The following is an 18,888-nucleotide window of genomic DNA, read 5'->3' as shown; positions in this document are numbered from 1 at the left end:
ACGCCTACCAGGCGTATCTGTCAAGCCTCCCGGCGAAGGGCGGGTGAAAAACAGCCTGTGCGCGGCGGCCCCTTCCGGAACTCTCGACCCAACGTCAGTAGTTCTGGGGATACCGGCGGTACCGTAGCCGCATCAAGTGCCGCGCAAGCTGCCGATGTCCTTCGTCGATCCGCTCCGCGAAGTGAGCAAGCCTTTGCTTGCCCGCGATGGCGAGCCGAGCCCGCTCGTCGGCCGAGCCGACCTTGGTGATAGCTCGCGCGAGCGAGGCGGGATCGTCGTAGTCGAACAGGATGGCCGCGTCGCCGGCCTGCGCCTGGAAGGCTTCCGGATAGATCACCGGCGTGCCGATCTCCCATGCCTCGAGCGGAGGCAGATTGGTCGGGCCGAAATACGTGGCCATCACCAGCGCGCTGGCGCCGCGATAGAGCGCGCCGAGCTCCACGGAGGGGACAAAGCCAAGTATTTGCACGCAATCGCCGAGACCGTGCTGCATCACCAGCGCCTCGAATCCGGCACGCGCGCCGCGATCGGAACCGCAGAGCACCAGCCTGTGCTTCACGCCTTGGTCCCTGAGCAGACGCATCGCAAGCAGGATGGTTGCATGGTTCTTGTGCGGCCAGAACTGCGCCGGATAGAACAGATAGCCCGGCTCGATGCCGTGCTTCTTGAGGACCGCGCTATCCCCGGCCGCGTCCGATCGCGACACGTAGGGTGACGGTGAGAACGGGATGCAGACGGCGTGATCGCGCTCCATGGCATAGCGCCGGCACAGCATGTCGATCAGCTCGTCGGCGTTGGTGACGACCACCGAGGCTTTGATGACGCCGTTGCGCCATACCGTGTCGCGGCGCTCGAACTGGGCGAACGCGCGCACCTCGTCGAATTCAGGACTGTCGCGGAAGCAGCCGTCGAAGATTGTGATGATGAACGGCAGTTGGTAGAGCGCCAGGTTCCAGTTCGACGTGGTGGTGAAATAGACGATGTCGACGCCGGCTCTGATCAGCTTTCTCTCGAATGGCGCGCGGATCCGCATGGTGTATTGCAGCAGGTCGAACGGTCCGAGATATTTCAGAAACAGAATCAGACGGTCGAGCCAGCCGAGCTTCAGACACACACTGTCGATGCCAAGACCGGCGAGGATCGCAACATTGTCGGGAAGGGTCGTGAACACAGTGACGTCGATGTCGGCGGTCCTGGCCCAGTCGCGCATCCAGATGATCTCGGTAAGCGACTGCTGGAAGCCGCCGCCGACATCGAGCGGCAGCTCGAGGAAGATACCGACGTGGTAGCGCTTCACGGCTGCGTGGCCTTTCTCGCGGCGGAGGAGGCGGCGCTGTCCTGTTCGATGGGCGCGTCGTGCGCGAACACCGTCACGGCAAAATCTCCCTGAGCGCCTGCGCCGACCGGGCGATTTCTTCCTCGGTCAAGGCAAGCCCGCTTGGCAGATAAAAGCCGCGGCGCGCGATATATTCCGCGTGAGGATGCCTTTCATTCAGCATCAAGCCCATGCGGCGCAGCACCGGTTGCTCGTGCATACACCAGAAGAATGGCCGCGTTCCGATGCCCTTCTGCGCCAGGCGCCGCATCGCCTCCTTGGCGTCGAAGGCGACGTCGTCGTTCAGCACGACGCCATAGACCCAGTAGATGTTGTCGGCATAGTTGGTTCTGGCGACGGGACGGCGGATGCTGGTGACATCAGCGAGATGCTGGTCATAGAGCTGGCCGATGCGGCGCTTGATCTCGACGGTCCGTGGCAGGCGCTCGACCTGGGCGACGCCAAGGGCGGCTTGCAGATTCGTCATGCGCGCGTTCCAGCCCAGCTCCTCGTGGACGAAGCGCTGCTGCGGCTGGAAGCAGAGATTGCGAAGGCTTGCGAGACGTTCAGCCAGGGCATCGTCGTCGGTGAGGATCATGCCGCCTTCACCGGTCGTGACGTGCTTGTTCGGATAGAAACTGAAGGTCGAGACGTCTCCGAAGCTGCCGCAGGGCGCGCCGCGATAGGTCTGGCCGTGCATTTCGGCGGCGTCCTCGATCACCTTCAGGCCGCGCGTCTTGGCGAGCTCCATGATCGGTTCGAGATCGACCGGCAGGCCGTAGATGTGAACCAGCATGATCGCTCGCGTGCGCGGCGTGATCGCGGCCTCGACGCCCTCGATCGTCATGTTCCAGGTTGCGGGATCGCAATCGACGCCAACCGGGACCAGCCCCGCCCGAATGACGGCGGCGGCGCAGCTGATGATCGTGAAGGTCGGAATGATGACCTCGTCACCGGGCTGAAGTCCGAGCGCATGCACGGCGATGTCGAGCGCAACAGATCCATTGCTGACGGCGATGCCGTGGCGGCGACCGGCAGCTTCCGCCATCGCTTGCTCGAAGCGCTTGATGAATGGACCTTCGGACGAAATCCAACCGGTCCGGATGCACTCCGCCAGATACTCAGCCTCGTTTCCGTCGAGCAGCGGCGTGTTAACGGGGATGAACGCTTCACTCACATGCTTTTCAGTCACAGGGCTGGACCTTTGATCTTGGACGGCGCGGCTTCGGAAAACGAGTCTTGTCGTTCTCGCCGGCATGGGGGCTTTGCTGCGGCAGCTCGGGTGGTGAGTAGAAATAGGGTTTGCGGAAGGAGGCGCGCTCGATCATGGCATGAAGATCGCCGAATCGAATCTGTTCGACGTGTTTCATCGTTTGTCTCGAAAAAGTCTAGGAATTAGAGCGACATAGCGTCATGTTGCGATACTCTGGCCATTTTGGCTGGCACCGTCAAGGGCGGACCGGCCAGCGTCGGGACGCGCTCGATCTTAGACTTGACCGGCCAAGCGGAGGAGGTGGTCGATCCGCTGCCTGAATGTGTGCGTCGACAGCGTCCGCGCCTGTCCGGCCGCGGCAATCGCGCGGCGCTCGTCCGCGTTCGCGAGGTAACGGTCAATCAGCTCGAGGCAGTGGTCCACCGAGCGCCAGGCCGCGACCTCGCGGCCGTCGTCGAACAGCGTATGAAGATTGTCCTTGTAGTCGGTCAGGAGGAAGGTTCCGACGCCGGTCGCCTCGAACAGGCGCGCATTACCGGCCTCGCGCCCGGCCATATCGATATGTGAATTGAGCGTGACGTGCGACGCGCGCAGCGCTTGGTACATTTCTACGCCCCAGACCTCGCCCTGATAGCATCGGTGCAACGGCGAGGAGGCGGGGAGGCTGTTCAGGCCGCTGCCGTAGAGTTTCAGATCGTACTTTTGCGCCACCGCTTCGAGTAGCGCGACCCGCTGCTGGTGGTCGGCCGAGATCGCGCCGACGAAGGAGACGTCGATGTGTCGTTCAGGCGCCGGCGGCAGGACGTCGAGGATGCCTGGCTCGAACCCCAGGTGGATCAGCTCGGAGCGCGCGCCCTGGGCCCGAAAAGAATCGACCACCGCCGATATCTGCGAGACCAGGAGATCGTAGACCGCCCAATCCTCGCCGCGCGACGGCACGATTCCGACCTGGCCGAGCAGGATGGGGCGGCCCATCTGCTTGATCCGGCGGGCCAGGCGCGTGTCGACGTGGAAGAGATCCTGATTGAGGATCAGGTCCGGCTTGAACTCCTCGATCTGCGCCAGCAGGACGCTCTCGGCCTCCGGATCGAGCCGCGGGCTGAGACCCACTTTGCGCGCGAGCGGCCGGAGGACCGGCTTGAACGGTGCGACGGCGCGCAGCAGCCAACCTGGAATCGCGGGCTGCTGCACCGACGCATCGGGTGATGGCGGCTGCTCGACGGCAAGTCCACGCTCCCGCGCCCACGCCGCCCGCATCCAGGGATTGTTCACGTGGATGTCGGCGGCGACGTGTCCCGCCGCGGCGAAATTGCGCGAATAGAAATTGGCAACGCCGAACAGGCTGGCATTGCGCGCCGCCATCTGCGTGTCGTAGGGCGCGCCGTCGAGGCCTGGATGGCGCCGGTAGAGCCAGGCGAGGAAGCGCGGATAGTCGGCGTTGAGGATGAGGACACGCACGAGACTTGGGGCTCCGTTCGCTGGATGCTGCGTGGCGTCGTGTACCACGAACAAAGGAGCACCACTGCTCTGCACGTGAGCCCTCCCACAGACGACTATCCCGGGAGCGGGGGAATTTCAACGCGGGGGTGGAGTGGCCTCAGCGAGTTTCAGCGCCTCGCGCACGAAAGTCGCAAGATTGCCTTCCCGAAACAGTAGGCCGCGGATGCCCGCGGCGCGCGCCGCATCCAAGTCGCGCGGCTGGTCTCCGATCAGGATGCTGCGGTCGGCTGCGACGGGAAATCGCTTCATCAGATCGATGATCATGCCGGGCCCGGGCTTGCGCCGGTCGCTGTCGCGCCGGTAGCGCTCGATCACGCCCTCGGGATGGTCGGGGCAGTACTCGAATGCATCGATACGCGCACCGACCGCGGCCAGCTCGTCGGCCATCCAGCGATGCAACGCCTCCACGTCGCGCTCCCTGTAGAAGCCGCGGGCGACGCCGGACTGGTTGGTGACGACGAAGGCGAAATAGCCAGCTTCGTTCACGAGCCTGACCGCCTCGCGCGCTCCGTCCATCCATTCGAACTTGCTCGCCTCGAACAAGTAGCCGGCGTCGTGATTGAGCACACCGTCGCGGTCGAAGAAGACGGCCGGGCGTGTCGAAGTCGTCATCATGGCGTACCGAAACAGGTGTTCTGCGGTCCTTGTTCACCGTTCGGGCGGCAACTTGTCAAGCAGATCGTTACCGTGCCGCTACCTCTCATCCGCGATCACCTTGCCATCGTTCGGCAGCGCGCCAGGGCTGACCAGTTCGACGGCGCCGCCGAGCTTGGTCACGGCCCGCAGGCTGCCGGCGATCTCTTCGCGCAGCGCATCGCTCGATGCGCCCGTCTCGGCCTTCAGCGTCATCGCGTCGGTCTCACCCTGGCGGGTGACGACAAGGCGTAGCCTTCCGAGCGCGGGATGGCGCTTGCCGATCTCGGCGATCTGCTCGGGGCGGACGAACATGCCCTTGACCTTGGTGGTCTGGTCGGCGCGGCCCATCCAGCCCTTGATGCGCATATTGGTGCGCCCGCATGGGCTCGTGCCGGGCAGCGAAGCGGTGAGGTCGCCGAGCGCCAGCCGAATCCAGGGATGATGCGGATCGAGCGAGGTTACGACGATCTCGCCGACGTCGCCCGGCGCCACCGGATCGCTAGTGCCGGGTTTGACGATCTCCATGATCAGATCCTCGTTGACGACCATGCCGTCGCGCGCCTCGGTCTCGAATGCAATGAGGCCAAGATCGGCCGTGCCGAACGCCTGGTAGGCGTCGATGCCGCGCGCCTTGATCTCGGCCTGGAGGGAGGGCGGGAATGCTGCGCCCGAGACCAGCGCGCGCTTGATCGAGGAGACGTCGCGGCCCGCGGTCACTGCGGCGTCGAGCAGGATCTTCAGGAAATCAGGTGTGCCGCTGTAGCCGACGGGGCGGTAGGCCTCGATCAGCTCGAATTGCTGCTCGGTATTGCCGGGACCGGCGGGAATCACGGCGCAGCCGAGCGCGCGTGCGGAGGAATCGAAGATGAAGCCGCCGGGGGTGAGGTGGTAGCTGAATGTGTTGAGCACGATGTCCTGGGGCCGGAACCCGGCGGCAAACAGGGCCCGGGCGCCGCGCCAGGGGTCGGCCTGGCGTCCTTCCGGCTCGAAGATTGGGCCCGGGGAAGTGAACAGGCGTGCGAACGACCCAGGCGCCGCGGCGACGAAGCCGCCGAAGGGCTGGGAGGCCTTGTGCAGGGCCGGCAGTTCCGACTTGCGCAGCACCGGCAGGCGGGCCAGCGCCGCTCTGGAGGTCACCGAGGCCGGATCGATGCCCTTGAACCGCTCGGCATAGGCCGGTGCGGCCATGGCGCTGCTCAGCACGTCCGGCAGGCGGGCGAACAAATCGGCCTCGCGCGCCGCATGCTCGCGCGTCTCGAGGGTGTCGTAATGGGCGGTCATGGCAGATCTTTCCGGGTTGGCATCCGTTGCACGCAGCCGCTCGCATGGGTATCAGACGGCCATTGACTGGGCGCGGAGAGGGCGCGATGGCGGACGAGAGCATCATTCCGGTGGAGGAGACGGCTGGCGTCGTCGCGCGCCTGAAGCGCCGCATGATCGAGGACGCGATCCCGCTGTGGTCGACCGTCGGCTGGGACCATCAGACGGGCGGTTTCATCGACCGCCTGCACCGCGACGGCACAGCTGACGTGGCCGCGCCGCGTCGCGTGTTCGTGCAGGCGCGGCAGATCTATTGCTACGCCAAGGCGGCGCAGATGGGGTGGTATCCGCAAGGCCGCGCCATCGCGCTGAAAGGGCTCGAGCACATGCTTGCGAAGGCCAAGGCGCCCGACGGCAAGCCCGGCTATGTGCACCGGCTGACGCCCGATGGCGCGGTGCTGGATGCGCGGCGAGATGCCTATGATCACGCCTTCATCCTGTTTGCGCTGGCGACTGTCTATTCGCTCGACCAGGACGCGCAAATCCGCGCCGAGATCGACGCGTTGCTTGCTTTCCTCGACGGCCATCTGCGCTCGCCGCACGGCGGCGTGCACGAAGGCCTGCCGGTGTCGCTGCCGCGCCGGCAGAACCCGCACATGCATCTGTTCGAGGCGATGATCGCGTGTTTCGACGCGACCCACGATCTGTCGTTCCAGAACAGAGCCGGCGAGTTCTTCGCGCTGTTCCTCGCCAATCTCTACGACAAGCGCAGGTGCGTGCTCGGGGAATATTTCGAGGAGGATTGGTCGAAGATTGAGCCCGTCAGCGTCGAGCCGGGGCATCAGGCGGAATGGGTCTGGCTGCTGAAAGGGTTTGAACGCATCACGGGCTGCCCGACGGGCACGCGGCGCGCAGAACTGCTGGCGACCGCACTGCGCTATCGCGACGCCACCGGCTGTGTGGTCGACGAAGGCAACGATGCCGGCAACATCCGTCGCGCGACGCGCCGGCTGTGGCCGCAAACCGAGCTTGCGAAAGCGTGGATCGCGCAGGCCGAGTCGGGCGAAGCAGGCGCGGCGGAGGAAGCGCGCGCGGCGCTGGTGCGGCTCGAACGTTACTATCTCAGCCATCCCGTGCGCGGCGGCTGGTACGACCAGTTCGACGGCGACGGCAAATCGCTGATCGACACCATTCCTGCGTCTTCGTTCTATCATGTTCTCTGTGCGGTCACGGAAGCAGAGCAGGTGCTCGAAAGTTAAAGCCACCTTTTGCGCCGCTTGAAGCTCTTGAGGTTCTTGAAGCTCTTGCGCTGGTCGCCGGCGCCGCCAAGATAGAATTCCTTGACGTCCTCGTTGTCGCGCAATTCCTCGGCGGTGCCGTCGAGCACGACCTTGCCCTGCTCCATGATATAGCCATGGCTCGCCACCGACAGCGCGGCGCGCGCGTTCTGCTCGACCAGGAGGATGGTGACGCCGAGGTCGCGGTTGATCTTCTGGATGATGGAGAACACCTCTTTCACCAGCAGCGGCGACAGGCCCATCGACGGCTCGTCCATCAGGATCATCTTCGGGCGTGCCATCAGCGCGCGGCCGATTGCCAGCATCTGCTGCTCGCCGCCGGAGAGATAGCCGGCAAGGCCCGTGCGCTCTTTCAGGCGCGGGAAATAATTGAAGACCATGTCGAGATCGACGTCGACCTCGCGGTCCCTGCGGGTGAAGGCGCCAAGCCTGAGGTTTTCCAGCGACGTCATGTCGGCGACGATGCGCCGGCCCTCCATCACCTGGAAAATGCCGCGGCGGACGATCTTGTCGGGATCTATGCCGGCGATGGGCTCGCCCTCGAACAGGATCTGGCCGCGCGTGACCTCGCCATCCTCGGTCTTGAGCAGACCAGAGATCGCTTTCAGCGTCGTCGACTTGCCGGCGCCGTTGGCCCCGAGCAGCGCCACGATCGCGCCCTTGGGCACGTCGAGGCTGAGGCCGCGCAGCACCAGGATGACGTCGTCATAGACGACCTCGATGTTGCGCACGGCGAGGAGGGGCGGTGCGGGGACGATGCTGGGCGAGGGGCGCTCGATGTGAGCCGTTTCACTCATGGTCAGTTACTTTCTCGGTGTCGTCACCCGCGAAGGCGGGTGACCCAGTATTCCAGAGACGCCTGAGGTTCCTCGAGAAGCCGCGGCGTACCGGATCCCCCGCTCCAGTGCGCAATGCGCACAAGGCGGGGGATGACAGTTGTGGGTGTGGGGGCGGCGCCGCTCACCACCCCAGCAATTCCGGCTTGCGCGGCAGCTCGACCGTCTTGACCTTTTCGAGCTTGATCGTGCCCTTGGCCATGAGGTCGTTGAGATCGGCGTCGGTGCCGCCTGATATCTTGGTGCGATAGAGATCGACCTTCAGCGTGCCGCGGTGGTCCTTGTCGGTCCAGGTCGAGGGATTGCAGACGCCTTCCATCCCCGCCGGCACCCAATCCTTCTTCTGATAAAAGCCCTTGGCGACGTTCTCGCCGGTGGCGCCGCCGTTCTTGGCGGCCCAGTCGACTGCCTCCTTCATGTAGAGTGCCGAGCAGACCGCTGCGACGTAGTGCACCGGGCGATAGACCTTGCCCGTGGGGTCCGACATCTTGGAAATCTCCATCAGCGTCTTCATGCCGGGCGCATCGCCGTTCCAGCTTACGGCGGTGCGCAGCGGGAAGATCACGCCATCGGCGGCGTCGCCGGCCGTCTTGGCGGCGTTCTCGTCCATGCCCCAGACATTGCCGAGGAACTGGATCTCGACGCCCGCAGTCTTGCAGGCCTTCATCACCGAGATGTTGGAGGCCGCGGTGTTGCCGAGATAGGCGTAGTTGGCGCCCGAGGATTTCAGGCTCAGGCACTGTGCGCTGTAGTCGCCCGGGGCGAGTGCGAACACCAGTGGCGGCAGCACCTCGAAGCCGAGCTCCTGCGCCATGGCTTCGCCGGCGGCCTTCGGCGCGTTCGGATAGGGGTGGTTGGCGCCCATGTGCACGAATTTCGGCTTGCCGGGCTTGCCCTTGGCCTTCCAGTCCTCGGCCGCCCACATCAGCATCGCGCGCAGCGAGTCCGAATAGCTCGGGCCGTAGAAGAAATTGTAGGGCGCGGGCTTGGCCTTGCCGCTGGTGCCTTCGGGATCGGTCAGCGCCGCGGCATAAGAGCCCGACATGTCGGGGATCTTGTCCTGGGCGAGGAAGCCGGTCAGCGCTTCGGTGTCGGCGGTGCCCCAGCCCATGATCGCGGCGACCTTGCCGTCCGGTGCCGACCATTTCTTGTAGAGCGCGATCGCGCGGGGCACCTGGTAGCCATAGTCGTTGGTGTCGAGGTTGACCTGCTTCCCGCCGATGCCGCCGTTCTTGTTGACCCAGGCGAAGGTGTCGGCGACGGCCTGTCCAAACGGCGTGCCGACGTCGGAGGTGCCGCCGGAATAATCGGCGAGATGCCCGATCGCGATCTGCGCCTGCGCGCCTGCGGAGTATGCGGCAATCGCGAGCGCGAGCGATGCGGTGCTCAAAAGAGACTTCATCAACTTCATGGGTCGGTTCCTCCTGTTTATTGTTTAAGTGAAGTTGCCCGTGCTCAATGCGAGAACGGGTAGAGTTTCCAGTACGCCTTGATCTGCCGCCAGCGATGCGCGAGCCCGTCAGGCTCGAACATCAGGAATGCGATGATGATCACCCCGATCGCGATCTCGCGCAGGAAGGTGATGTTGTTGTTGAGCGACAGCGCCTTGTCGATCGCCCCGCCCTTCAAGTGCAGGCTGATGAATTCCATGGATTCCGGCAGCAGCACCACGAAGGCGGTGCCCATCAGCGTGCCCATGATCGAGCCGGTGCCGCCGATGATGATCATGGCGAGGAACAGGATCGAGCGCTCGATGCCGAACCCTTCCTGCGAGACGACGAGCTGGTAATGCGCGTAGAGCGCGCCGGCGATGCCGGCGAAGAAGGCGGCCAGGCCAAACGACAGCGTGCGATATTTGGTGAGGTTGATGCCCATGATCTCGGCGGAGAGATAGTGGTCGCGGATCGCCACCAGCGCGCGGCCGTCGCGCGTGCGCATCAGGTTGGTGACAAGGATGTAGCTCGCCAGCACGTAGGCCAGCACGACGTAGAAATACTGCCTGTCGCCGCGCAGCGTGTAGCCCAGAATCGAGAACGGCTCGGCGCTCGCAGGTACCGAGCCGCCCGAAAACCATTCCGCGCGGGAGAAGAAGTCGAGCAGGATGTATTGCGCGGCCAGCGTCGCGATGACGAGGTAGAGTCCCTTCAATCGGGCCGCGGGGATGCCGAAGATCAACCCGACCATCGCGGTGACGACACCGGCGAGCGGGATCGCGAAGAACACCGGAATCGGCGCGTTGTTGGAGAGATAGGCCGAGGTGAAGGCGCCGAGCAGGAAGAAGGCGGCATGCCCGATCGAGATCTGCCCGGTGAAGCCGACCAGGATGTTGAGGCCCAGCGCCGCGATCGAGAAGATGCCGATCTGGATCAGGATGCTGAGCCAGTATCCGCCGAGGACCTGCGGCACGAGACAGAGCAGCAGCACGCCGAGAATCGCGAAGTTGCGGCTGGTCGTGGTCGGGAAGATCGTGGTGTCGGCCGCGTAGGAGGTGCGGAAATCACCAGCAGGGATGAGGGCAGGGCCGGCCATGGGTCAGATCCGCTCGATGTCGTGGGTGCCGAACAGGCCGTAAGGCTTGATCATCAGCACGATGATGAGGACATAGAAGGGTGCGATCTCGTAGAGATTGCCCCAGTGCAGGTACTGGCTGTCGACATATTGCGCGACGTTCTCGAGCAGGCCGATGATGATGCCGCCGAGCACCGCGCCGCCGACGGAATCGAGCCCGCCTAGGATCGCCGCCGGAAACACTTTGATGCCGTAGGCGGCAAGGCCCGAGGACACGCCGTTCACCACGGCGACGACGACCCCTGCGACCGCCGAGACGGTGGCCGAGATCGCCCAGGCCATCGCGAACACGCTCTTGACGGAAATGCCGAGCGACTGCGCGACTTGCTGATTGAACGCCGTGGCGCGCATCGCAAGGCCGTACTTCGAGGCGCGGAAGAACCAGGCCATGCCGATCATCATCGCGAGCGAGACGACGAGGCTCATGACATAGACGGTCTGGATCTGGAGGCCGAACAGTCCGACGGACTGGCTCTCGAACACGCGCGGGAACGGCTGCGGATTGACGCCGAACATCCATTTCAGCGTCGCCTGGAGCACGGTGGAGAGGCCGATCGTCACCATGATCACCGAGATGATCGGCTCGCCGATCATCGGACGCAGGATCAGGACCTGGATCGCGATGCCGAACACGAACATGAACACCAGCGTGATCGGCATGCCGATCCAGAACGGCACCTGGTACTTGGCGAGCAGCGCCCAGCACACCCAGGCGCCGACCAGCAGCAATTCACCCTGCGCGAAATTGACGACCTGGGTCGCCTTGTAGATCAGCACGAACGACATCGCGACCACGCCATAGAGCGTACCGACCACGAGACCGTTGACCAGGAGCTGGATGAGGAAGGCGGTGTTCATTTATGGTCTCCTGCCGCACCCTCATCGTCATTGCGAGCGCAGCGAAGCAATCCAGCATCTTGCCGCGAAGTCAGTCTGGATTGCTTCGCTGCGCTCGCAATGACGGAGTGCATGTAGCAAAGCCTTGCCGCAAGCGGGGAGAGGCGAAGGGTAGCGGCGGGCTGGGCTGGAAGTGAATTCACTCCGCAGCCTCCGCGATGTGGCCGTGCCCGCCGAGGTCCACCACGCGCAGCGTCGTTCGTACACGCTGCGTGGTGCCGTCCTGGAAGCGAATCACGGTGTCGACGGGGATGTCGGCATCGCCGCGGTAGATCGCGTCGATGATTTCAGCGTATTTCTCGTTGATGACGCCGCGGCGCACCTTTCTTGTGCGGGTGAGCTCGCCGTCGTCGGCATCCAGCTCCTTGTAGAGCAGCAGGAAGCGCGAGATGCGTTGCGCCGGCGGCAGCGTGGCGTTGACGGTCTCGACCTCCTTCTGGAGCAGCGCGTAGACCTCGGGGCGCGAGGCAAGGTCGCTGTAGGTCGTGAAGGAGAGGCGGTTCTTCTCCGCCCATTTCGAGATGATGGAATAGCGGATGCAGATCATTGCCGCGAGCGCGTCACGTCCGGCGCCCAGCACCACGGCCTCGGCGATATAGGGCGAGAATTTCAGCTTGTTCTCGATGAACTGCGGCGAGAAGCGCTCGCCGCGCGAGGTCTCGGCGAGATCCTTGATGCGGTCGATGACCACGAGCTGCCTGTTTGCGTTGAAATAGCCGGCATCGCCCGACAGCATCCAGCCGTCCCTGATATCGGCGACGCTCGCTTCCGGGTTCTTGTAATAGCCCAGGAACATGTTGGGGTGCCGCACCACGATCTCGCCGACGCCGTGGATGTCGGCATTGTCGATACGGATCTCGATAGTGTCGGCCATTGGCACGCCTGTCGTGTCAGGGTCGACCTTGCCCTCGGGATGCAGCGTGTAGGCGCCGAGCAATTCCGTCTGGCCGTAGAGCGTGCGCAGCGGCACGCCCATGGCCTGGAAGAACTTGAAGGTATCGGGCCCGAGGGCCGCGCCGCCGGTGGCAGCCGAGCGCAGGCGGGTGAAGCCGAGGCGGTCGCGCAGCGCGCGGAACAGGATCGCGTCGGCAAAGCCGGAGCGCTTGCCCTGTTCGAGCGCGGCAAGTCCCGACTTCATGCCGATGTCGAACAGGCGCTGCTTGAAGGGCGTCGCATCCATGATCTTGGCGCGGACATCGGCGGCGATGGATTCCCAGACCCTGGGGGCAAAGAGCACGAATGTCGGCGCGATCTCGCGCAGATCGTTCATCATCGTATCGGGCTCTTCGACGAAGTTGATCTTCATCCGGCAAAGCAGGCCTTTGCCGAGCACATAGACCTGCTCCATGATCCAGGGCAGCGGCAGCACCGAGACGTATTCGTCATCAGGGCCTTTGGGGTCGAAAGCCAGATAGGTCGCGCAATGGCCGAGCACGCGGCCGGCGGCGAGCATCGCGAGCTTTGGATGCGAGGTCGTGCCTGACGTCGTGCAGAGGATGGCGACGTCCTCGCCCTTGGTGGCATCGACCAGGCGATCGTAAAGCTCCGGCTCGCGGGTCGCGCGAGCGCGGCCGAGCTCGGCGAACTTCTCTGCCGACATCAGCCGCGGGTCGTCATATTTCCGCATGCCGCGCGGATCGGAATAGATGATGTGCTTGAGATCAGGCACGCGCTCGGCCAGCGCCAGCAGCTTGTCGACCTGCTCCTCGTCCTCGGCGAACACGAGCTGTGCCTCGCCATAGTTGAGGAGATAGGAGGCTTCTTCATCCAGCACGTCGCGATAGAGCCCCAGGCTCAATCCGCCGATCGCGTGGGTTGCTACTTCTGCCGCCACCCAATCCGGCCTGTTATCGCCGATGATGCCGATGACGTCGCCGCGACCAAGGCCGAGCTCAACCAGGCCGAGCGCGAAGTCGCGCACGCGGGTCTGGTAATCGTTCCAGGTGAACGGGCGCCAGAGGCCGAGATCCTTTTCGCGCAGCGCAATCTCATTGCCGTGCTCCTTGGCATTGAGCCGCAGCATCTTCGGATAAGTGTCGGCCTGGGCGACGCGCCCTGCGTAATCCATCATGCCGCGCTCTCCTGCGCCGGCGGCGCATCGTCGGGGTCGACCAGCGCCTCGTCCTCTTCGCCGAGATAGGCGCGCTTGACGTGGGGATCGGCGAGCACCGCGGCGGGATTGCCCTCGGCGATCTTGCGGCCGAAATCCAGCACCATGACGCGGTGGGAGATATCCATCACCACGCCCATGTCGTGCTCGATCATCACCACCGTCATACCGAACTCCTCGTTGAGGTCGACGATGTAGCGGGCCATGTCCTCCTTCTCCTCGAAATTCATGCCGGCCATCGGCTCGTCGAGGAGGATGAGGCGCGGCTCCAGCGCCATGGCGCGGGCGAGCTCGACGCGCTTGCGCAGGCCGTAGGGGAGGGTGCCGGCGGTGGCCTTGCGCACCGACTGGAGGTCGAGGAAGTCGATGATCTCCTCGACCTTGCGGCGGTGTTCGAGCTCTTCCCTGCGTGCGCCGGTGAGCCAGTACAGCGATCCGGTGAAGAAATTGTTCTTCAGCAGGTGATGGCGGCCGACCATGATGTTGTCGAGCACGCTCATATGGTGGAACAGTGCCAGATTCTGGAAGGTGCGGCCGATGCCGAGCTTGGGGCGCGCATTCGGGGTCAGCCCCGTGATGTCGCGGCCCTGGTAGAACAGCTGGCCTTCGGTCGGCTTATAGCGGCCGGAAATACAATTCACGATGGAGGTCTTGCCGGCGCCGTTGGGGCCGATGATCGAGAACAGCTCGCCCTCGTTGATGGCGAAGCTGACGTCGGTCAGCGCGCGAACTCCGCCGAACCGCAAGGACACGCCGCGCACTTCGAGACTGGTAACCACCAAACAAATCCCTCCCGGTGATGGCGCATTCTGCGGCGCTCTTCGTCGGTACCTTCCGGGCGATCCTAGTACGGCTGTGTCGGTGAGGCCATGCAGCACATGGTCCCGACCGGAGCCGCACCGCCTTCGCCCCGTTTGGGATCAAAAGCCGCATCGCCCGAGGTGGTTCTCAATAGGGGAAAGCGCTATTTTGAAATGTCTCCGGCCTGACAATTCTGGGACAAAGTTTTTCGGACCGAGGCGGCCTTCATCTTTCGTCGGATGGGAGCCTGGACGATGATGTTGCGATGCAGCATAAGAACGGGGTGACGACACGGTGCGGCTGACTTCGGGATCATGATTTCAGAGGGTCAACTGAGGCGCGTCGCCGCCTGGTCGCGCGAGCTCACACCAGCGGAGATCGAGGTCGCCCGCGCCGGGATCACCGAACGCTCCTATGGCACCGGCGAATCCGTGTTCATGCGCGGCGACAAGTTCGACTATTGGGCCGGCATGGTGAGCGGCCTCGCCCGCATGGGCGGCGTTTCGCGCGACGGCAAGGAGACGAGTCTTGCGGGGTTGACGGCCGGCGCCTGGTTCGGCGAGGGCAGCGTGCTCAAGAACGAATTGCGCCGCTACGACGTGGTCGCGCTGCGCGACAGCCGAGTCGCGCTGATGGAACGTAGCGCCTTCATGTGGCTGTTCGAGAACAGCGTCGGCTTCAATCGCTTCCTGGTGCGCCAGCTCAACGAGCGGCTCGGCCAGTTCATCGGCATGCTCGAGGTCAACCGCACGCTGGACGCCACCGCGCGCCTTGCCCGCAGTATCGCCTCGCTGTTCAACCCGATCCTCTATCCGGAATCGACCGCGCATCTGGAGATCACGCAAGAAGAGATCGGAGCGCTCTCCGGCATGTCCAGGCAGAACGCCAACCGCGCATTGAACCTGCTCGAGAAGGAGGGGCTGCTGCGGCTCGAATATGGCGGCGTCACAATCCTCGATGTCGAGCGGCTGCGCGGATATGGGGATTAACGCGCATTGGAGTGGGTAGACCGGTCGCCCGCTTGCTCTTCCGCCCCGCCGGGACCATTGTGGACCACATCGTGGGCCATTCAGTATGGCCCATCAAATCGTGCGATCGCGGCTTCCGCGAGGTCTTGAGCCATGACGTGCTCGGGTTGCGGTTTCGAGGTCCAGGCCGGCTTTGCCTTCTGCCCGAAGTGCGGCACGAAGCAGCCGAACGCATGCCCTGGCTGCGGCTTTCCATGCGCGCCGGATTTCGCCTATTGCCCGAAGTGCGGCGTCCTCGTCTGTGAGGTCTCCACGGGCAGCGGGCAGGCATCGGCGCGGACGAGCCCGAGGACGGTGCCGATCCGGTCCTCCTCTCCGCCGCTCGCGCCGACGGCCGAAGCTCAAGCCGCATTTCGACCTCTCTCGGGCGAGGTCGAGAGCGAAGCGAACCGCCGCACCATCACCGTGCTGTTTGCCGATCTCAGCGGCTTTACTGCGATGAGCGAGCGGCTTGATCCGGAGGTTATGCAGACCCTTCAGAACGAATTGTTCGAGGAGTTGACGGCCGCGGTGCAAAGCTTCGGCGGCTTCGTGGACAAATTCATCGGCGATGCGCTGCTTGCTCTGTTCGGTGCACCGGCCGCACACGAGGACGACCCGGAGCGGGCGGTCCGCGCTGCCCTCGATATGATCGGCCGGACGGCGCGTCTCAGCGAACGCGCAAAGGCATATGCCGGCTCACCCCTGCTGCTCCATGTCGGCATCAACACCGGGCACGTCGTCGCGGGCGGGCTCGGTGTGGGCGCCGCCAAATCCTATTCGGTGACCGGCGACACCGTGAATACCGCCCAGCGACTGCAGTCGATGGCGGCGCCGGGCGAGGTGCTGGTCGGCCCGTTGACCCACCGTTTGACGCGGCACGCGTTCTCCTACGACTCGCTTGGCGAGGTCTCGCTCAAGGGCAGGATGGGCAGCGTTCTGATCCATCGTCTGAAGGAGCCGCTCGACACGCCGCGTGCGGCACGAGGCCTCGACGCGCTGGGCCTCAATGCGCCGGTGATCGGCCGCGACGCAGAGCTTGCGCGCATGATCGGCAGCCTTGATCTGGCGTGCGGCGGCGCGGCTCAACTGGTGCGCCTGGTCGGCGAAGCCGGCATCGGGAAAACCCGCCTGGTCAGCGAATTCGTAGCCCGCATCCGCGATGACGATCGCTTCGCAGGCGTGGCGATCCGGCAGGCGGCCTGCTCGCCGCTCGGCGAACAATCCTATGGCGCGCTCGCCGCGGTGCTGCGCAGCGCCTATGGCATCGCGCAGAAGGCCGGCGCCGCGGAGGCAGAGGCGAAAGTCGCGGAAGCGCTGTCGGAACTTGGCCTCGCGACGGACGAGGCCGAGCGCCTGATGCCCCTCTATCTGCACGTGCTCGGCCTCGGCGACCCCAGTGCCGTGCTGAGGCACGTCGAGCCCGAACAGCTCCGCCGGCAAATATTTTTCGCGATCCGCACCATCTTTGAACGCCGCCTGGCACTGTCGCCGCTGCTGATCGTCGTCGAGGACCTGCACTGGGCCGACGCGGTGTCCCTTGAAGCGTTGCGGTTCCTGATGGACCGTTTGGAGCGGACGCGGCTGATGCTGCTGTTCACGCATCGGCCGATGCTGGAACTGGACCAGTTCGGTTCGAGCAAAATCAGTCACGCAACCCTTCGGCTACCCCAACTTGGCGAGGTTGACGGACAAAGATTGCTCGCGGCCTATTTCATTCACGGTTGGCGTGAACCGCCGAGACGCCTGTTCAGTCGTATCCTCGATCGCGCCGGCGGCAATCCGCTTTTCCTCGAGGAGATCATCCGCGGCCTGATCGAAGCCGGCGCCCTGGAGCGTGACGGCGCGCTATGGCGGGTGAAGTCGGATGAAGCCGCCGCGGACATTCCGGCGAGCATCCAGGCTTTGTTGCTAGCGCGCCTCGACCGCTTGCCGCACCAGGTGCGCCGCCTGGCACAGGAGGCAGCGGTGATCGGTCCGCGCTTTGATGCGGCTGTTCTCGGCGCTGCGGCAACCGATCCGGCAAGGGTTGATGCAGGGCTCGAACTTCTGTGCGAGGTTGAGATCATCGAGGAGATCGCGGGCTCGAACTCGATTTCCCTGCGGACCTACCGCTTTACGCAAACCATGCTTCAGGATGTGATTTATCAAAACCTGCTCCTGCAGCGCCGGATCGAGCTTCATGAACGGATTGGTGCCGCGCTGGAGCGGCTTTATGGTGATGAGCCGGAGCGCCTCGAAGATCTCATACTGCTCGGACATCACTTCAGTCTGAGCGCGAGCAGGCCGAAAGGGGCGCGCTATCTGCGCGCTGCCGGCGATCGCGCACGCGCAAGCTACGCCAATGACGATGCCCTTCGATTCTACCAGCAGTCGCTCGACGTACTGTCGACCGGCAGCGAATGGGAGCCGGAACGCCTCGTCCTGCACGAGCGCATTGCCGACCTCTGTCGCGTGGCTGGCCGCCGAAGCACGGCCGAGGAGCATTATCGATGCGCGCTGGAGCGATACCGCGCGGCAGAGGACCGCGTCGGCGAGGCGCGAATTCTTCGCAATCTCGGCCGATTGTTGTGGGACGCCGGCAAGCGCGTCAACGCGGAGGCGCACTATGCCGAGGCGGCAGAGCGGCTTGCGGGGGTCGACGCGCCGATCGAGTGGGCACACCTCCTGCAGGAGCGCGGCCGTCTCGCGTTTCGTGTGGGTGATCACGTCGCTGCCGCGCGATGGGCCGACGAGGCGCTCGGTTACGCGCGCTCTGTGTCGGTGGACGCGGACGGTCAGGCCGGCATCGAGGCGGCGCGCGCCATTGCGGAGGCGCTCAACACCAAAGGGGTTGCGCTGGCGCGGCTTGGGCGACACCAGGATGCAGTGCATGAGGTGGAGCAAAGTGTCGCGTCTGCCGAAGCCGCCGGCCTCCTCAATGTGGCGTGCCGCGGCTACACCAACCTCGGAGTGCTCTACACGATCATCGACCCGGCGCAAGCCATCGACGTATGCCGGCGTGGGCTCGATGTCGCTCATCGCATTGGCGATCTCGGCTTCCAGGCGCGCCTTCTCGCCAACTTTTCCGTCGCCTGTTGCACCTTCACGGACAGATGCACCGATGAGGGGGTGCCGGCTGCCGAAAAAGCGATCGAGATCGACCGTGCGCTCGATCAGCGCGAGCATCTCCCGGTACCCTTGATCGTGCTCGGGCAGATCCATCAATGCCATTTCCGGCCTGACCTTGCCGTGCGCTGCTACCACGAGGCCATCGAGGTCGCGAGTGAGACCGGTGAGCCGCAGCAGCTTTTTCCATGCTATGATGGTCTTGCGACTTTGAATCTTGATCGAGGCGACCTGCCGGAGGCCGAGCGTTATTTCGCGCTGGCCCATGATGTCTGTGAGCGGCATGGGCTCGATCCTGCTGGGCTGATCGTACTGCCGTTTCTTGACTAGCCAATGTGA

The 18,888-nt window shown here is 64.4% G+C and carries 15 protein-coding genes; 3 read left to right on the top strand and 12 right to left on the bottom strand.

Features of this window, described 5'->3' with window-relative positions; translation table 11 throughout:
* Positions 1–94 precede the first annotated feature (94 nt).
* The 6 genes from XH98_RS22130 to XH98_RS22105 all read right to left on the bottom strand — a co-directional run bounded on the left by XH98_RS22130 (position 95) and on the right by XH98_RS22105 (position 5,945).
* Entirely contained in the window at positions 95–1,297 is a 1,203-nt protein-coding gene (locus XH98_RS22130) for a glycosyltransferase (protein ID WP_271619928.1), read from the bottom strand.
* A 73-nt stretch (positions 1,298–1,370) separates the two neighbouring features.
* Complete coding sequence (locus XH98_RS22125; RefSeq protein ID WP_271619927.1) at positions 1,371–2,492, bottom strand: DegT/DnrJ/EryC1/StrS family aminotransferase; 1,122 nt, start codon at positions 2,490–2,492, stop codon at positions 1,371–1,373.
* A gap of 7 nt (positions 2,493–2,499) precedes the next feature.
* Complete coding sequence (locus XH98_RS22120) at positions 2,500–2,685, bottom strand: hypothetical protein (protein ID WP_271619926.1); 186 nt, start codon at positions 2,683–2,685, stop codon at positions 2,500–2,502.
* Positions 2,686–2,801: 116 nt separating this feature from the next.
* On the bottom strand, positions 2,802–3,986 hold the full coding sequence (locus XH98_RS22115) for a CgeB family protein (RefSeq protein WP_271619925.1): 1,185 nt from the start codon (positions 3,984–3,986) through the stop codon (positions 2,802–2,804).
* Between the two features lie 117 nt (positions 3,987–4,103).
* Complete coding sequence (locus XH98_RS22110; protein ID WP_271619924.1) at positions 4,104–4,640, bottom strand: D-glycero-alpha-D-manno-heptose-1,7-bisphosphate 7-phosphatase; 537 nt, start codon at positions 4,638–4,640, stop codon at positions 4,104–4,106.
* A gap of 81 nt (positions 4,641–4,721) precedes the next feature.
* Positions 4,722–5,945 carry a phenylacetate--CoA ligase family protein gene (locus XH98_RS22105; RefSeq protein ID WP_271619923.1) on the bottom strand — a complete coding sequence of 408 codons (1,224 nt, stop codon included), beginning with the start codon at positions 5,943–5,945 and terminating at the stop codon, positions 4,722–4,724.
* A gap of 86 nt (positions 5,946–6,031) precedes the next feature.
* Here XH98_RS22105 and XH98_RS22100 point away from each other — a divergent pair, with 86 nt between their 5' ends.
* Complete coding sequence (locus tag XH98_RS22100) at positions 6,032–7,183, top strand: AGE family epimerase/isomerase (RefSeq protein ID WP_271619922.1); 1,152 nt, start codon at positions 6,032–6,034, stop codon at positions 7,181–7,183.
* Here XH98_RS22100 and XH98_RS22095 read toward each other — a convergent pair.
* The 6 genes from XH98_RS22095 to XH98_RS22070 form a co-directional block, all read right to left on the bottom strand.
* Positions 7,180–8,019 (bottom strand): ABC transporter ATP-binding protein, encoded by an 840-nt coding sequence (locus tag XH98_RS22095; protein WP_271619921.1) that lies wholly within the window; start codon positions 8,017–8,019, stop codon positions 7,180–7,182. The genes XH98_RS22100 and XH98_RS22095 overlap by 4 nt on opposite strands.
* A 163-nt stretch (positions 8,020–8,182) precedes the next feature.
* Positions 8,183–9,469 carry an ABC transporter substrate-binding protein gene (locus XH98_RS22090; RefSeq protein WP_271619920.1) on the bottom strand — a complete coding sequence of 429 codons (1,287 nt, stop codon included), beginning with the start codon at positions 9,467–9,469 and terminating at the stop codon, positions 8,183–8,185.
* Positions 9,470–9,513: 44 nt separating this feature from the next.
* Complete coding sequence (locus tag XH98_RS22085) at positions 9,514–10,587, bottom strand: branched-chain amino acid ABC transporter permease (RefSeq protein WP_271619919.1); 1,074 nt, start codon at positions 10,585–10,587, stop codon at positions 9,514–9,516.
* A 3-nt stretch (positions 10,588–10,590) separates the two neighbouring features.
* Positions 10,591–11,484 carry a branched-chain amino acid ABC transporter permease gene (locus XH98_RS22080; protein ID WP_057749289.1) on the bottom strand — a complete coding sequence of 298 codons (894 nt, stop codon included), beginning with the start codon at positions 11,482–11,484 and terminating at the stop codon, positions 10,591–10,593.
* 178 nt (positions 11,485–11,662) lie between these two features.
* Positions 11,663–13,594: a long-chain fatty acid--CoA ligase gene (locus XH98_RS22075; protein WP_271619918.1), complete on the bottom strand. Its 1,932-nt coding sequence runs from the start codon at positions 13,592–13,594 to the stop codon at positions 11,663–11,665.
* A complete protein-coding gene (locus XH98_RS22070) occupies positions 13,591–14,412 on the bottom strand; it encodes an ABC transporter ATP-binding protein (protein WP_271619917.1) in 822 nt (273 codons plus the stop codon). The genes XH98_RS22075 and XH98_RS22070 overlap by 4 nt, the downstream gene beginning before the upstream one ends.
* A 336-nt stretch (positions 14,413–14,748) precedes the next feature.
* Here XH98_RS22070 and XH98_RS22065 point away from each other — a divergent pair, with 336 nt between their 5' ends.
* A complete protein-coding gene (locus XH98_RS22065) occupies positions 14,749–15,423 on the top strand; it encodes a Crp/Fnr family transcriptional regulator (protein ID WP_271619916.1) in 675 nt (224 codons plus the stop codon).
* A 132-nt stretch (positions 15,424–15,555) separates the two neighbouring features.
* Entirely contained in the window at positions 15,556–18,879 is a 3,324-nt protein-coding gene (locus XH98_RS22060; RefSeq protein ID WP_271619915.1) for an adenylate/guanylate cyclase domain-containing protein, read from the top strand.
* Positions 18,880–18,888 lie beyond the last annotated feature (9 nt).

Source organism: Bradyrhizobium sp. CCBAU 51745 (assembly GCF_028128715.1).
Taxonomy (GTDB): Bacteria; Pseudomonadota; Alphaproteobacteria; order Rhizobiales; family Xanthobacteraceae; genus Bradyrhizobium; species Bradyrhizobium manausense.
This window is presented reverse-complemented; position numbering and strand designations above follow the sequence as displayed.

Bases quoted from the DNA above. Each gene is read 5' to 3' on its own strand.
- XH98_RS22120 (WP_271619926.1), bottom strand. From the start codon at position 2,685: ATGAAACACGTCGAACAGATTCGATTCGGCGATCTTCATGCCATGATC.
- XH98_RS22110 (WP_271619924.1), bottom strand. From the start codon at position 4,640: ATGACGACTTCGACACGCCCGGCCGTCTTCTTCGACCGCGACGGTGTG.
- XH98_RS22105 (WP_271619923.1), bottom strand. From the start codon at position 5,945: ATGACCGCCCATTACGACACCCTCGAGACGCGCGAGCATGCGGCGCGC.
- XH98_RS22100 (WP_271619922.1), top strand. From the start codon at position 6,032: ATGGCGGACGAGAGCATCATTCCGGTGGAGGAGACGGCTGGCGTCGTC.
- XH98_RS22095 (WP_271619921.1), bottom strand. From the start codon at position 8,019: ATGAGTGAAACGGCTCACATCGAGCGCCCCTCGCCCAGCATCGTCCCC.
- XH98_RS22090 (WP_271619920.1), bottom strand. From the start codon at position 9,469: ATGAAGTTGATGAAGTCTCTTTTGAGCACCGCATCGCTCGCGCTCGCG.
- XH98_RS22085 (WP_271619919.1), bottom strand. From the start codon at position 10,587: ATGGCCGGCCCTGCCCTCATCCCTGCTGGTGATTTCCGCACCTCCTAC.
- XH98_RS22080 (WP_057749289.1), bottom strand. From the start codon at position 11,484: ATGAACACCGCCTTCCTCATCCAGCTCCTGGTCAACGGTCTCGTGGTC.
- XH98_RS22075 (WP_271619918.1), bottom strand. From the start codon at position 13,594: ATGATGGATTACGCAGGGCGCGTCGCCCAGGCCGACACTTATCCGAAG.
- XH98_RS22065 (WP_271619916.1), top strand. From the start codon at position 14,749: ATGATTTCAGAGGGTCAACTGAGGCGCGTCGCCGCCTGGTCGCGCGAG.
- XH98_RS22060 (WP_271619915.1), top strand. From the start codon at position 15,556: ATGACGTGCTCGGGTTGCGGTTTCGAGGTCCAGGCCGGCTTTGCCTTC.